At 60.9% G+C, this 12783-nt stretch carries 15 protein-coding genes; 2 read left to right on the forward strand and 13 right to left on the reverse strand.

What is annotated here, in order from left to right:
• From ccmE to ccmA, 5 genes are all read right to left on the reverse strand, one after another.
• Positions 1-456 carry a cytochrome c maturation protein CcmE gene (gene ccmE, locus JIO00_RS21170; protein WP_010456913.1) on the reverse strand — a complete coding sequence of 152 codons (456 nt, stop codon included), beginning with the start codon at positions 454-456 and terminating at the stop codon, positions 1-3.
• The gene (ccmD, locus tag JIO00_RS21175; protein WP_010456915.1) at positions 453-629 is read right to left on the reverse strand and encodes a heme exporter protein CcmD; all 177 of its coding nucleotides are present in this window, start codon (positions 627-629) and stop codon (positions 453-455) included. The genes ccmE and ccmD overlap by 4 nt, the downstream gene beginning before the upstream one ends.
• Positions 626-1381, reverse strand: a complete 756-nt coding sequence (locus JIO00_RS21180; protein WP_010456917.1) for a heme ABC transporter permease — start codon at positions 1379-1381, stop codon at positions 626-628. Before JIO00_RS21180 ends, ccmD begins: the two co-directional genes overlap by 4 nt.
• A gap of 76 nt (positions 1382-1457) precedes the next feature.
• The gene (gene ccmB / locus JIO00_RS21185; protein WP_010456919.1) at positions 1458-2126 is read right to left on the reverse strand and encodes a heme exporter protein CcmB; all 669 of its coding nucleotides are present in this window, start codon (positions 2124-2126) and stop codon (positions 1458-1460) included.
• The gene (gene ccmA, locus JIO00_RS21190) at positions 2123-2758 is read right to left on the reverse strand and encodes a cytochrome c biogenesis heme-transporting ATPase CcmA (protein ID WP_010456921.1); all 636 of its coding nucleotides are present in this window, start codon (positions 2756-2758) and stop codon (positions 2123-2125) included. Before ccmA ends, ccmB begins: the two co-directional genes overlap by 4 nt.
• A gap of 197 nt (positions 2759-2955) precedes the next feature.
• Here ccmA and fliK point away from each other — a divergent pair, with 197 nt between their 5' ends.
• Positions 2956-4530 (forward strand): flagellar hook-length control protein FliK, encoded by a 1575-nt coding sequence (gene fliK, locus JIO00_RS21195; RefSeq protein ID WP_200666789.1) that lies wholly within the window; start codon positions 2956-2958, stop codon positions 4528-4530.
• On the forward strand, positions 4527-4856 hold the full coding sequence (locus tag JIO00_RS21200; RefSeq protein WP_010456924.1) for an EscU/YscU/HrcU family type III secretion system export apparatus switch protein: 330 nt from the start codon (positions 4527-4529) through the stop codon (positions 4854-4856). The genes fliK and JIO00_RS21200 overlap by 4 nt, the downstream gene beginning before the upstream one ends.
• A gap of 116 nt (positions 4857-4972) precedes the next feature.
• Here JIO00_RS21200 and JIO00_RS21205 read toward each other — a convergent pair whose 3' ends face one another.
• The 8 genes from JIO00_RS21205 to JIO00_RS21240 form a co-directional block, all read right to left on the reverse strand.
• Positions 4973-5365 (reverse strand): DUF2802 domain-containing protein, encoded by a 393-nt coding sequence (locus tag JIO00_RS21205; RefSeq protein WP_010456926.1) that lies wholly within the window; start codon positions 5363-5365, stop codon positions 4973-4975.
• Positions 5366-5851 carry a chemotaxis protein CheW gene (locus tag JIO00_RS21210; RefSeq protein WP_010456928.1) on the reverse strand — a complete coding sequence of 162 codons (486 nt, stop codon included), beginning with the start codon at positions 5849-5851 and terminating at the stop codon, positions 5366-5368.
• Between the two features lie 89 nt (positions 5852-5940).
• Positions 5941-6837: a CheW domain-containing protein gene (locus JIO00_RS21215; RefSeq protein WP_010456930.1), complete on the reverse strand. Its 897-nt coding sequence runs from the start codon at positions 6835-6837 to the stop codon at positions 5941-5943.
• Between the two features lies 1 nt (position 6838).
• Positions 6839-7627, reverse strand: a complete 789-nt coding sequence (locus JIO00_RS21220; protein WP_010456932.1) for a ParA family protein — start codon at positions 7625-7627, stop codon at positions 6839-6841.
• 43 nt (positions 7628-7670) lie between these two features.
• Entirely contained in the window at positions 7671-8561 is an 891-nt protein-coding gene (gene motD / locus JIO00_RS21225; RefSeq protein ID WP_010456934.1) for a flagellar motor protein MotD, read from the reverse strand.
• A gap of 15 nt (positions 8562-8576) precedes the next feature.
• Positions 8577-9317 carry a flagellar motor protein gene (locus JIO00_RS21230; protein ID WP_010456935.1) on the reverse strand — a complete coding sequence of 247 codons (741 nt, stop codon included), beginning with the start codon at positions 9315-9317 and terminating at the stop codon, positions 8577-8579.
• On the reverse strand, positions 9317-10468 hold the full coding sequence (locus JIO00_RS21235) for a protein-glutamate methylesterase/protein-glutamine glutaminase (RefSeq protein WP_154501386.1): 1152 nt from the start codon (positions 10466-10468) through the stop codon (positions 9317-9319). Before JIO00_RS21235 ends, JIO00_RS21230 begins: the two co-directional genes overlap by 1 nt.
• A gap of 50 nt (positions 10469-10518) precedes the next feature.
• Positions 10519-12750, reverse strand: a complete 2232-nt coding sequence (locus JIO00_RS21240) for a chemotaxis protein CheA (protein WP_200666791.1) — start codon at positions 12748-12750, stop codon at positions 10519-10521.
• Between the last annotated feature and the right edge of the window lie 33 nt (positions 12751-12783).

Raw genomic sequence — 12783 nt, forward strand, 5'->3', positions numbered from 1 at the left:
TCAACCCTCCTTCACGGGCGTTGGAGCAGATTGACCGCTGTCTTTCAAAGCCTTGGTCACTTCCGGCGGCATGTACTTTTCATCGTGCTTGGCCAGCACTTCGTCGGCCACCACCACGCCGTCGGCGTTCAGTTTGCCCAGCGCCACGATACCCTGCCCTTCACGGAACAGGTCCGGGAGGATGCCGCGGTAGCTAATGGTCACGGACTTGTTGAAGTCGGTGACGATGAATTTCACGTCCAGCGAATCGCCGGAACGTTGCAGCGAGCCTTTCTCGACCATACCACCGGCACGGATGCGCGTGTCTTGCGGGGCTTCGCCGTTGGCGATCTGTGTCGGGGTGTAAAACAGATTGATGTTCTGCTGCAGGGCGCTCAGGGCCAGGCCGACGGCAGCGCCGACACCCACCAGGATCGCGAGAATGATGATAAGACGCTTTTTGCGCAGCGGATTCACTTGCCGTTCTCCCGGCGCAAACGACGCGCCTCTTGTTGCAGATAGCGCTTGCGAGCCAGGATCGGCGCCGCCACGTTGAGGATCAGCACCGCCAGGCAGATGCCATAGGCTGACCAGACATACAGGGCGTGATGGCCCATGGCGAGGAAGTCGCCGAATGAAGCAAAACTCATCGAACGGCCTCCAGACTGTTCTGCACTTCAGCTTTCACCCAACTGGCCCGGGCTTCGCGCTTGAGCACTTCAAGGCGCATGCGCAGCAACAGCACCGCGCCGAAGAAACAGTAGAACCCCAGCACCGTCAGCAACAATGGCAGCCACATCTCGGCGGGCATCGCCGGTTTTTCGGTGAGGGTGAAGGTCGCACCCTGGTGCAGGGTGTTCCACCACTCCACCGAGTATTTGATGATCGGGATGTTGATTACGCCGACAATCGCCAGCACCGCGCAGGCCTTGGCCGCGCTGTCACGATTGCTGATCGCGTTGCCCAGCGCAATGAGACCGAAGTACAGGAACAGCAGAATAAGCATGGACGTAAGTCGCGCATCCCAGACCCACCACGAGCCCCACGTCGGCTTGCCCCAGATCGCGCCGGTGACCAGCGCCACGGCGGTCATCCAGGCACCGATGGGCGCCGCGCATTGCAGGGCGACGTCGGCCAGTTTCATTTTCCAGACCAGCCCGACGATGCCGCACACCGCCAGCATGACGTAGACGGACTGCGCCAGCATGGCGGCCGGAACGTGGATATAAATGATGCGAAAGCTGTTGCCTTGCTGGTAGTCAGGCGGCGCGAAGGCCAGGCCCCAAACGACACCGACGCCGATCAGCAGCACTGCGGCAATGCTCAGCCACGGCAGCAATTTGCCACTGATGCCGTAAAACCATTTGGGCGAGCCGAGCTTATGAAACCAGGTCCAGTTCATTACTGTTTCCATCACGGTTGCTCTTCGCTATGAAGAGCCAAAGGGTCTTTACTGATCAAAAAATGACCAGACCTCATTATTCGCCGACGCTGATCTTCAGGCCAGCAGCTATTGCAAACGGTGTCAGGGTTATCGCCAGGGCGGTCAGGCTACCAAGCCACAAGAGATAACCGGTCGCCGGCATGCCCTGCAGGGCCGCCTGCAAGGCGCCACTGCCGAGAATCAACACCGGGATGTACAGCGGCAGAATCAGCAGCGCCAGCAACAGGCCGCCTCGCTTCAATCCCACCGTCAGGGCTGCGCCCACCGCACCGAGCAGGCTCAGCACCGGTGTACCCAGCAATAAAGAAAGCAGCAACACCGGCAGACAGGCGGTTGGCAAACCGAGCATCAATGCCAGCAGTGGAGCGAGCAAAACCAGTGCCAGGCCAGAGAAGGCCCAGTGTGCCAGTACCTTGGCCAAAACCAGAAGAGGCAGGGGGTGCGACGAAAGGACCCACTGTTCCAGCGATCCGTCCTCGAAATCACTGCGGAAGAGCCCGTCCAGCGAGAGCAGGACCGATAAAAGTGCCGCGACCCACACCAGTCCCGGAGACAAGGTTTGCAACAATTGAGACTCGGGACCGACCGCCAACGGGAACAGCGAAACGACGATCGCGAAAAAAACCAGCGGATTGGCCAGTTCAGCCGGACGGCGGAACAGCAGACGGGACTCACGGGCGACCAGCAGGCCGAAAACACTCATACGGCCCACTTCCCCAGATCGATATCGCGATAGCTGGCCGGCATCCGGCTCAGCGTGTGGTGAGTGGTCAGCACCACCATGCCGCCGCGCTCACAGTGGGCGGCCAGGTGTTCTTCGAGTTGCGCCACGCCTTGTTTATCGAGCGCGGTGAACGGCTCGTCGAGGATCCACAGCGGCGGACTGTCGAGGTACAGGCGCGCCAATGCCACACGGCGTTTCTGCCCGGCGGACAACGTATGGCAGGGAACATCCTCGAAACCGCGCAATCCGACATCGGCCAGCGCTTGCCAGATCGCCTCGTGGGGAGCCGGTTGATGCAGGGCGCAGAGCCAGATCAGGTTCTCCTCCGGCGTCAGCAAGTCCTTGATCCCGGCGGCATGGCCGATCCACAGCAGGTTGCGCGCCAGTTCAAGGCGCTGATCGTTCAGCGGCTTACCGTTGAGCAGCACTTGACCGGCGGTCGGCTGCATCAGGCCGGATAACAGCCGCAGCAGGCTGGTCTTGCCGCTGCCGTTGGGGCCACTGATTTGCACCATTTCGCCACTGGCCAGTCTCAATTCGAGATTTTCGAAGAGCAGCCGAAGGTCTCGCTCACAAGCAAGGGCAACGGTTTGCAGGACAGGACTGGTCAAGAGATCACGGGCCTTTTGCGGTTCAAGTCGGCGGCGGAGCGGCCGCTAAAGAGATGCAGCATAGATGCATTGGCGGCCTGTTCTAGAGAGCTGCGTCAAACAAATGCAATGTTTTCGCCACTCCCCGAAGGACGGGCGGCATTATACATGCCATACCCTACTCTAAAGAGTGCATTTTCCTCAGGTTGTGACCGCGTATGACAGGCGAAATGAACATCCTCCCGGTACCGCAGACCACGCCCGCGACTTCGCGGCCGCTGGTAGTGAGCGGCGATCTGCTCAAGCTGCTGTCGCCGATGGAGGGCCTGATCACCCCCGGCCAGACCGCCAAGGCTGAAGTGCTGTCGCTCAAGCAGGCCGATCAGACCTTTCAACTGTTGCTTAAAGTCACCCTCGACAGCGGCCGCCAGACCACGGTCCAGGCCACCAGCACCCAGCCGCTGCCCCAAGGCACCAGTCTGGCGATCACCCAACCGTCAGCGGGCAATCTGGCGATCACGGTGCAACAGGCCATTGCTTCCAGCGTCGCCACCCTCACCCGCATCGACACCGCGCAATTGCCGGTCGGGACGTTGTTGCAGGGCAAAGTACTGACCTCGCAAGTGCTGCCGCAGGTGCCGGGCCAGCCGACGGTGTTTCGTTCGATGGTGAGCCTGCTCAACACCGCGTTGAGCGGCAGCACGCTGAGCATCGACAGTCCGACGCCGCTGCGCATCGGCACGCTGTTGAGTGCCTTGGTGCAGGACACGCAAACGCTGAAATTCGTGCCGTTGAGTAACCGTCAGGAGCAACTGGCGATCACCCAGCAATTGGTCAGTCAGCAGAGCCGCCAAGGCTCGCTGGATGGTTTGATCAAGCTGCTGCAAAACCTGCCTCCGTCGGATCAGTCTTCCAGCGACCTGCGGGCCGCTGTGGAAAAACTGCTGGCCGGTTTACCGGACGTTCAGCAACTGAGTACGTCAAAAGGCCTCGCTCAGGCGCTGGCCAATAGCGGGCTATTCCTCGAAGCGAAATTGCTGACCGGGCAAAATCCGACACTGGCGCCCGACATGAAAGGCGATCTGCTCAAGCTGATTGCGCAATTGACGCCAGGGCTGCCGGCCAACACCAATCTCAATGCGATCATTGCCGCCAACACGCTGGTCCAGTCCATGCCGAGTTTCGTGCGCAGCGCCCTCGGCATGCTCGGCCAGGTCAGCGCCAAGCCGTTGCCGACCAGTTTCCCGCTGCCCGAACGGCTGCTTCAAAGCCAGGACGGTGAAAACGATCTGGAGCATTTGCTGCGTCTGGCTGCGGCGGCGGTTTCGCGCCTGCAAAGCCATCAGTTGTCGAGTCTTGAGCAGACCGGCGTCACTGACGATGGCCGCCTGCTCAGCACTTGGCAGCTGGAAATCCCGATGCGCAATTTGCAGGACATCGTGCCGCTGCAGGTCAAGTTTCAGCGTGAAGAAGCGCCGGAGAAAGAACAACCCCACGAACGCCGGGACGAACGCGAACCGAAGCAGCAACTGTGGCGCGTGGACCTGGCGTTCGACATGGAACCGTTGGGCCCATTGCAGATTCAAGCGCAGCTGATCAAGGGCAGCCTGTCCAGCCAGCTCTGGGCCGAGCGGCCGTACACCGCCAGCCTGATCGAAAGCAATCTGGCAGCACTGCGCCAGCGCTTGCTGGATTCCGGGCTGAACGTCGGCGATCTGGATTGCCACCTCGGTACACCGCCACAAGGCCCACAAACCCGCCTCGAACAACGCTGGGTCGACGAAACCGCATGAGAAACCCCAACACCCCACGCCAGGCCATCGCCCTCAAATACGACGGCACCCACGCCCCTACCCTCACGGCCAAAGGCGACGAAGCACTGGCCGAAGCCATTCTGAAGCTTGCCCGTGATTATGAAGTGCCCATCTATGAAAACGCCGAACTGGTGAAGCTGCTGGCGCGGATGGAACTGGGGGAAAGTATTCCGGAAGAGTTGTACCGCACGATTGCCGAGATTATTGCGTTCGCGTGGAACTTGAAGGGCAAGTTTCCGGCGGGGCATGATCCGGAGGCGACCATGGTTGAGAAGGACATCACTGATCGCGGTGACGACTACTGATCGTTCCCACGCTCTAAGTGGGAATGCAGCCCGTGACGCTCTGCGTCACATTCAACAGCGGAATGCGGAGCGTCCCCAGAGATCGTTCCCACGCGGGGAACGATCTCTGGCAGGCGTCAGTTCTTGTGAAGCTTGCGCATCAACTCCGCCTCAGCCTGGGTCAACCCGCAGGACTGAGTCAGTTCATCAACGGTAGCCCCCATGCCGACCAGGCGCGCCGCCTGGGCAAACGACAGGCTCGACGGATCGCGCTGTTCCAGCTGCGCCAGTTTGTCCGGCAAGGGACTGACGACGGCGCGCAGTTCGTGCAGGTCTTCACCCATGCGCACGTTGCCGCTTTGATAGTCGTCGACGCGTTTGGCCAGGTCCTTGATGCGCTGATCGCGCAGCGCATCACCCTGGGCCTGTTGCGCGGCAATTTGCCGTTGAGCGCGAATGTACGCCAGAAACATTGCCAGCGTGCCTGCCCAGAAAAGGAACAGGACAATGACCGCTACCTCAAGAATCAATCAGATGTTCTCCAGGTCCGACCATTCTTCTTCGCTCATCATCTTGTCCAGTTCGACCAGGATCAGCAGTTCATTGTTCTTGTTGCACACGCCTTGAATGAACTTGGCGGACTCTTCGTTACCGACGTTTGGCGCGGTTTCGATTTCCGACTGACGCAGGTAAACCACTTCGGCCACGCTATCGACCATGATCCCGACCACTTGCTTGTCGGCTTCGATGATGACGATACGGGTGTTGTCGCTGATCTCGGCATTCATCAGGCCGAAGCGCTGGCGGGTGTCGATGACGGTGACCACGTTGCCGCGCAGGTTGATAATGCCCAGCACGTAGCTCGGGGCACCCGGGACCGGGGCGATTTCGGTGTAACGCAGGACTTCCTGAACGCGCATCACGTTGATGCCGTAGGTTTCATTGTCCAGTTTGAAGGTTACCCATTGCAGGATCGGATCTTCGGAACCTTTTGCATTCGTCGCTTGACTACTCATACCCTGACCCCTCGAAAAACCGCTTCTGGCGGTGTGTGTTCTGTGTGGCGGCATTCAACAATGCCGTCGCATACTTGTTATGTCGGCAGCTATGTCGGTTTGTGTAGCGGCTTGCTGCCGCCCATGTGCTTTGCCCCACCGCTGGCGATCAACTCGGCCAGGGCGGAAACGTCCAGCAGCGCACACATGTGCTCAATCACCGTGCCGGCGAGCCATGGCCGCTGACCTCGATGACTTCTCCATTTGATTTCGTTCGGGTCCAGGCGCAACGAGCGGCTGACCTGATGCACCGCCAGCCCCCACTCGTAGCCCTGAACCGAAATAACGTATTGCAGCCCTTGGCGGAAATCGTCGCGGTAGCGGTCGGGCATGACCCACCGCGCGGTGTCCAGGACTTTCAGGTTGCCGGCCTGACTCGGCAGGATCCCGAGGAACCATTCGGGCTGGCCAAACAGCGGCGTCAGCTCGTGACCGGCCAGCGAATAAATCGAGCCCAGGCACACCAGCGGCACCGCCAGGGTCAACCCGGCGACATCGAACAGCAGGCATTCGAACGGCTCGGCGGCCCACGCCGGGCGACCGTCGGTTTCCACCGGTGGCGGCGTGTTGCTCGGCGGCAGATGGACTTCGACCAGCGGCGGCACCAGGGTTTGCAGCAACGGTGCGAGGGTCGAGACCGGCGCCAGAATCGGTGCCGGCGCATCTTCGATCACCACCGGGGCTTTTGCGACCGCAGCGACCACTGGCGCGACGACAGGCGCAGCTGCCACAACGGACTTCTGCGCATCACGCGCCTGCTCTTCAAGCACGGCTGCCTGGAACTCGTCCAGCGCAGCCTCAACCTCTACCGCTTCAACGACCTCGATGACTTCAGCCACCGCTTCGACTTCCAGCGGCAACTCTTCAGTCGCTTCCATCAGCAGGCTGTCCAGATAAGACTGGAGCGCCAGTTGCGGACGCGAGGTGATTTTCACCGGCCGATTCATCTCAGGCCACCTGCGGGACAAGTTGTGCCGCCAGCAAATGCTTGAGCAAGGCGCGATAAGCGAGAACCCCACGGCTCTTGCCGTCGAATTGCGAAGGCGTCAGCCCGGCCCGGCTCGCATCCCGCAGGCGCGTGTCGATCGGGATGTAGCCTTGCCAGATTTCTTCCGGGTATTTGTCGCGCAGCACGCGAAGGGTCCCGAGGGACGCTTGGGTGCGGCGGTCGAACAAGGTTGGAATGATGGAGAACGGCAACGCCACTTTGCGTGAGCGGTTGATCATCGCCAGTGTATTGACCATGCGCTCCAGACCTTTGACGGCCAGGTGCTCGGTCTGCACCGGAATCACTAATTGCTGGCTCGCCGCCAAGGCATTGACCATCAGTACGCCGAGCAACGGCGGGCTGTCGATCACGGCGTAATCGAAGTCCTGCCACAGTTGCGCCAGGCTCTTGGCAATCACCAGGCCCAAACCACTCTGGCCCGGCGACTGACGTTCAAGCGTGGCCAGAGCGGTGCTCGACGGCAACAACGAAATGCGTTCGTCGCTGGTCGGCAACAGCAACTGCCCGGGCAAGCCTTGCGGCACGCTGCCCTTGTGCAGGAACAGGTCGTAGCTGCTGTGCTCCAGGCTGTCGGGATCGTAGCCGAAGTAGCTGGTCATCGAGCCGTGCGGATCGAGATCGACCACGACCACGCGCTTGCCCGCCTCGGCCAGCAAGCCGGCTAAAGCGATAGAGGAAGTGGTTTTACCAACACCACCCTTTTGATTGGCAACGGCCCAGACTCTCATTCGGATTGTTCCTCCCGGTCGATATGCTCGACCGAGAAATAGCTCAACGTGTTAATGCAGGTGACGGAGAATTGACGGCGCTCTCTCGTACCGGCGACTTGACCGGGGTCGGTGCAGTTTGTGTGCCAGCACGCTTCAACGCGGCATCCGGTTGCGCATGGGCGGTCCCGGTGCCGGTGAGGCTGCGACGTACATCAAGATTTCGCGACACGACCAGCACCACGCGACGGTTACGCGCCCTGCCCTCAGCGGTGGCGTTGTTGGCCACCGGCTGGAACTCGCCGTAACCCACCGACGCCAGGCGGCCAGGGTTTACGCCCTGCATCGCCAGCATGCGCACGATGCTCGCCGAACGGGCCGAAGACAGCTCCCAGTTGGTCGGGTATTGCGCGGTGCGGATCGGCTGATCGTCGGTGAAGCCTTCGACGTGGATCGGGTTGTCGAACGGCTTGAGGATTGCGGCCACCTTGTCGATGATGTTGAACGCCATGTCACTGGGCATCGCATCGCCGCTGCCGAACAACAGGCTGGAATTGAGTTCGATCTCGACCCACAACTCGTTGCCGCGCACGGTCATCTGATTGGACTTGATCAAGTCGCCGAATGCCGCGCTGATGTCATCGGCGATGCTTTTCAATGGATCACTGGCACCGGCCACGCCGGCATCGACCTGCTCGCTGTCCTTGACCAGAGGCTTGGCCGGGGTCACGGTCTTCGGCCGCTCTTCACCGATCGGGATCGGCTTGAGGGCGCGATCGCTGTCGGTAAACACCCCGATCAGCGCCTCGGAAATGACTTTGTACTTGCCCTCGTTGATCGACGAGATCGAGTACATGACCACGAAGAATGCGAACAGCAACGTGATGAAGTCGGCGTAGGAAACGAGCCAGCGTTCGTGATTGACGTGTTCTTCAGGTTGCCGACGACGAGCCATAGTCCGTTACTCCCATCAATCCATGAAGCCCTGAAGCTTCAACTCAATAGAGCGAGGGTTTTCACCTTCGGCGATCGACAGGATTCCTTCCAGCAACATTTCGCGATAACGCGACTGGCGCAAGGCAACGGACTTGAGCTTGGCGGCAATCGGCAGCAACACCAGGTTGGCACTGGCCACACCGTAGATGGTGGCGACGAAGGCGACGGCGATGCCGCTGCCCAGTTGCGTCGGATCGGCCAGGTTGCCCATGACATGGATCAGGCCCATCACCGCACCGATGATGCCGATGGTCGGCGCGTAGCCGCCCATGCTTTCAAAGACTTTGGCCGCTTCGATGTCGCGGGCTTCCTGGGTGTAGAAATCCACTTCAAGAATGCTGCGAATCGCTTCCGGCTCGGCGCCGTCGACCAGCAGTTGCAGACCTTTGCGCGAGTAGCTGTCAGGTTCGGCATCGGCCACCCCTTCCAGACCGAGCAGGCCTTCCTTGCGCGCGGTCAGGCTCCAGTTGACGACGCGGTCGACGCCACCGGCCAGGTCAACGCGAGGCGGAAACAGAATCCAGCCAATGATTTGCATGGCACGCTTGAAGGCGCTCATCGGCGATTGCAACAATGCCGCGCCGATAGTCCCACCGAGTACGATCAGCGCCGCCGGGCCGTTGGCCAATGCGCCGAGATGACCGCCTTCAAGGTAGTTGCCGCCAATGATGGCGACAAACGCCAAGATGATCCCGATAAGGCTTAGAACATCCATCAGATACACGCCTCGACCAAGTGCCTGCCAATATCGTCCAGACCGTAGATCGCGTCGGCGAGGTCGGCTTTGACGATGGCCATCGGCATGCCGTAGATCACGCAGCTGGCTTCATCCTGAGCCCAGATCGCGCTGCCGCCCTGCTTGAGCAGGCGCGCGCCTTCACGACCGTCGGCACCCATGCCGGTCAGTACGACCGCCAGAACTTTGTCGCCGTAGGACTTGGCTGCCGAACCGAAGGTGATGTCCACGCACGGTTTGTAGTTCAGACGCTCGTCGCCCGGCAGGATTTTCACCGCGCCACGGCCGTCGATCATCATTTGCTTGCCGCCCGGCGCCAGCAGCGCCAGGCCCGGACGCAGAATGTCGCCATCCTCCGCTTCCTTGACGCTGATGCGGCAGAGCTTGTCCAGACGTTCGGCGAAGGCCTTGGTGAAGGCGGCCGGCATGTGCTGGATCAACACGATCGGGGCCGGGAAGTTGGCCGGCAACTGGGTCAACACCCGTTGCAGGGCAACCGGACCGCCCGTGGACGTACCGATAGCCACTAGTTTGTAGGCTTTGCGTTTTGGTGCGGGCGACGACTGTCCGGACGATGCCGGGGCCGATGCCGGGGCGTAGCTACGCGCCGGAATCGGTGCCGGAGCCGGACGCGCAGGCGTGCTGCTGCCGTAACTGCTGACGCTCGAAGGCGCAGGCGTCGGGGCTGGCGCGGCGACCGGGGCCGGTGCGCTGTAGGTGCTGGCACGACGGTTACTGCGCGAGATGCTGAGAATTTTCTCGCACAGCAGTTGCTTGACCTTCTCCGGGTTACGGGAGATGTCTTCGAAATTCTTCGGCAGGAAATCCACCGCGCCGGCGTCCAGCGCATCGAGGGTTACCCGAGCGCCTTCGTGGGTCAGCGAGGAGAACATCAACACCGGGGTCGGGCAACGCTGCATGATGTGCCGCACTGCCGTGATGCCATCCATCATCGGCATCTCGTAGTCCATGGTGATCACGTCTGGCTTGAGGGCCAGCGCCTGATCAATCGCCTCTTTTCCGTTGGTCGCCGTACCGACGACCTGGATATTCGGATCCGCTGAAAGAATTTCCGAGACGCGGCGGCGGAAAAACCCCGAATCGTCCACCACCAGGACTTTGACTGCCATAAACACTCCGTTAGGACGGAGCGAGGCTTAGTCGCCCCGCTCCACCAGAATCAAATACGCCGTGCGGCGTAACGCTTGAGCATGCTCGGAACATCGAGAATCAGCGCGATGCGACCGTCACCGGTAATGGTGGCGCCCGACATGCCCGGGGTTCCCTGGAGCATTTTGCCCAATGGCTTGATGACCACTTCTTCCTGGCCCACCAGCTGGTCGACGACGAAGCCGATCCGCTGAGTACCCACCGAAAGGATCACCACGTGGCCTTCGCGCTGCTCTTCGTGAGCGGCGGAGCTGACCAGCCAGCGCTTGAGGTAGAACAATGGCAGCGCCTTGTCCCGCACGATCACCACTTCCTGGCCGTCCACCACGTTGGTGCGCGACAGGTCGAGGTGGAAGATTTCGTTGACGTTCACCAGCGGGAACGCGAACGCCTGGTTGCCGAGCATGACCATCAGCGTCGGCATGATCGCCAGGGTCAACGGGACCTTGATGACGATCTTCGAGCCTTTGCCCTTGGTCGAATAAATATTGATGGTGCCGTTGAGCTGGGCGATTTTGGTTTTCACCACGTCCATGCCCACGCCGCGTCCGGAGACATCGGAAATTTCGGTCTTGGTCGAAAAACCCGGCGCAAAGATCAGGTTGAAGCAGTCGGACTCGCTGAGGCGATCCGCGGCATCCTTGTCCATCAGCCCTTTCTTCACGGCAATGCCGCGCAGAACATCGGCGTCCATGCCCTTGCCGTCATCGGAGATGGACAGCAGGATGTGGTCGCCTTCCTGTTCTGCGGACAGGATCACCTTGCCGCTGCGAGGTTTGCCCATCGCTTCGCGCTCGGCCGGCTCTTCAATGCCGTGGTCGACCGAGTTGCGCACCAAGTGGACCAGCGGGTCGGCCAGGGCCTCGACGAGGTTCTTGTCGAGGTCGGTTTCTTCGCCGACCAGCTCCAGGTTGATCTCTTTCTTGAGCTGGCGAGCCAGGTCGCGAACGAGGCGCGGGAAGCGCCCGAAAACTTTCTTGATCGGTTGCATCCGGGTCTTCATGACCGCGGTCTGCAGGTCGGCCGTGACCACGTCGAGGTTCGACACAGCCTTGGACATGGCTTCGTCGCCGCTGTTGAGGCCCAGACGGACCAAGCGGTTACGCACCAATACCAGTTCGCCGACCATGTTCATGATTTCGTCGAGACGCGCGGTATCAACCCGCACGGTGGTCTCGGCTTCACTGGCCGGTTTTTCCGGTGGCGGCGCGGACGGTGCGCGGGCCGGAGCCGGTGCAGCGGCAGCCGCCGGTTTCGGCGCTTCGGCTTTCGGCTCGGGCGCCTTGGCAACCGATTTCGGTGCAGCAGCCTTGGCGGCTGGAGCAGCCACCGCAGCACCTGTGCCGACTTCAGTGAATTTGCCTTTGCCATGCAATTCGTCGAGCAGCGATTCGAACTCGTGATCGGAGATCAGATCACCACCGGCCGCTTTCGCGGTTGGCGCAGCCGAGGCGGGTACGGCGGCAATGGCCGACTCCAGCGCGTCCACCGCAAAGTTGCCCTTGCCGTGCAACTGGTCGAGCAGTGCTTCGAATTCGTCGTCAGTAATATCAGAGCTGTCGCCGGCCGCTTTCGGAGCAGCCGGTGCAGTGGGCGGTGCCACCGCGTCGACGGCGAACTGGCCTTTGCCATGCAGTTGATCGAGCAACGACTCGAACTCGGCATCGGTGATTTCGTCGCCGGCCGCCGAATCGGCAGCCGCCACTGGAGCAACCGCCGGCGCTTCGGCTTGAGCCTTGACGGCGTTCAGCGAGTCCAGCAATTGCTCGAATTCGTTATCAGTGATGTCGCCCGATTCTTCAGCAGCAGGTGCTTCAACCACTTCAGCAACCGGTGCAGATTCATCAGCCGTTTGCGGCTCGGCCAGACGGGCCAGTGCCGCGAGCAATTCAGGCGTGGCAGCCGTAATCGGGCTGCGTTCGCGGACCTCGGTGAACATGCTGTTCACCGCATCCAGCGCTTCGAGAACCACGTCCATCAGTTCCGAGTCGACGCGACGTTCACCCTTGCGCAGGATGTCGAACACGTTCTCGGCGATGTGACAGCACTCCACCAGCTCGTTGAGCTGGAGGAAGCCGGCGCCCCCTTTTACAGTGTGAAAACCGCGAAAAATTGCATTGAGCAAGTCCGCATCATCCGGTCGGCTTTCAAGCTCGACCAGCTGTTCGGACAGTTGCTCTAGAATCTCGCCGGCCTCAACCAGGAAATCCTGAAGGATCTCTTCATCGGCGCCGAAGCTCATTAAGGGGGTGCTCCTGAGGTCTAAAAACCTAAA

The sequence above is a fragment of the Pseudomonas sp. SW-3 genome (genome assembly GCF_016615645.1).
GTDB classification, from domain to species: Bacteria; Pseudomonadota; Gammaproteobacteria; order Pseudomonadales; family Pseudomonadaceae; genus Aquipseudomonas; species Aquipseudomonas mandelii.

Coding starts and splice junctions, on each gene's coding strand:
- ccmD (WP_010456915.1), bottom strand. CDS start 629: ATGAGTTTTGCTTCATTCGGCGACTTCCTCGCCATGGGCCATCACGCC.
- JIO00_RS21180 (WP_010456917.1), bottom strand. CDS start 1,381: ATGAACTGGACCTGGTTTCATAAGCTCGGCTCGCCCAAATGGTTTTAC.
- ccmB (WP_010456919.1), bottom strand. CDS start 2,126: ATGAGTGTTTTCGGCCTGCTGGTCGCCCGTGAGTCCCGTCTGCTGTTC.
- fliK (WP_200666789.1), top strand. CDS start 2,956: ATGACAGGCGAAATGAACATCCTCCCGGTACCGCAGACCACGCCCGCG.
- JIO00_RS21200 (WP_010456924.1), top strand. CDS start 4,527: ATGAGAAACCCCAACACCCCACGCCAGGCCATCGCCCTCAAATACGAC.
- JIO00_RS21210 (WP_010456928.1), bottom strand. CDS start 5,851: ATGAGTAGTCAAGCGACGAATGCAAAAGGTTCCGAAGATCCGATCCTG.
- JIO00_RS21215 (WP_010456930.1), bottom strand. CDS start 6,837: ATGAATCGGCCGGTGAAAATCACCTCGCGTCCGCAACTGGCGCTCCAG.
- JIO00_RS21220 (WP_010456932.1), bottom strand. CDS start 7,627: ATGAGAGTCTGGGCCGTTGCCAATCAAAAGGGTGGTGTTGGTAAAACC.
- motD (WP_010456934.1), bottom strand. CDS start 8,561: ATGGCTCGTCGTCGGCAACCTGAAGAACACGTCAATCACGAACGCTGG.
- JIO00_RS21230 (WP_010456935.1), bottom strand. CDS start 9,317: ATGGATGTTCTAAGCCTTATCGGGATCATCTTGGCGTTTGTCGCCATC.
- JIO00_RS21235 (WP_154501386.1), bottom strand. CDS start 10,468: ATGGCAGTCAAAGTCCTGGTGGTGGACGATTCGGGGTTTTTCCGCCGC.
- JIO00_RS21240 (WP_200666791.1), bottom strand. CDS start 12,750: ATGAGCTTCGGCGCCGATGAAGAGATCCTTCAGGATTTCCTGGTTGAG.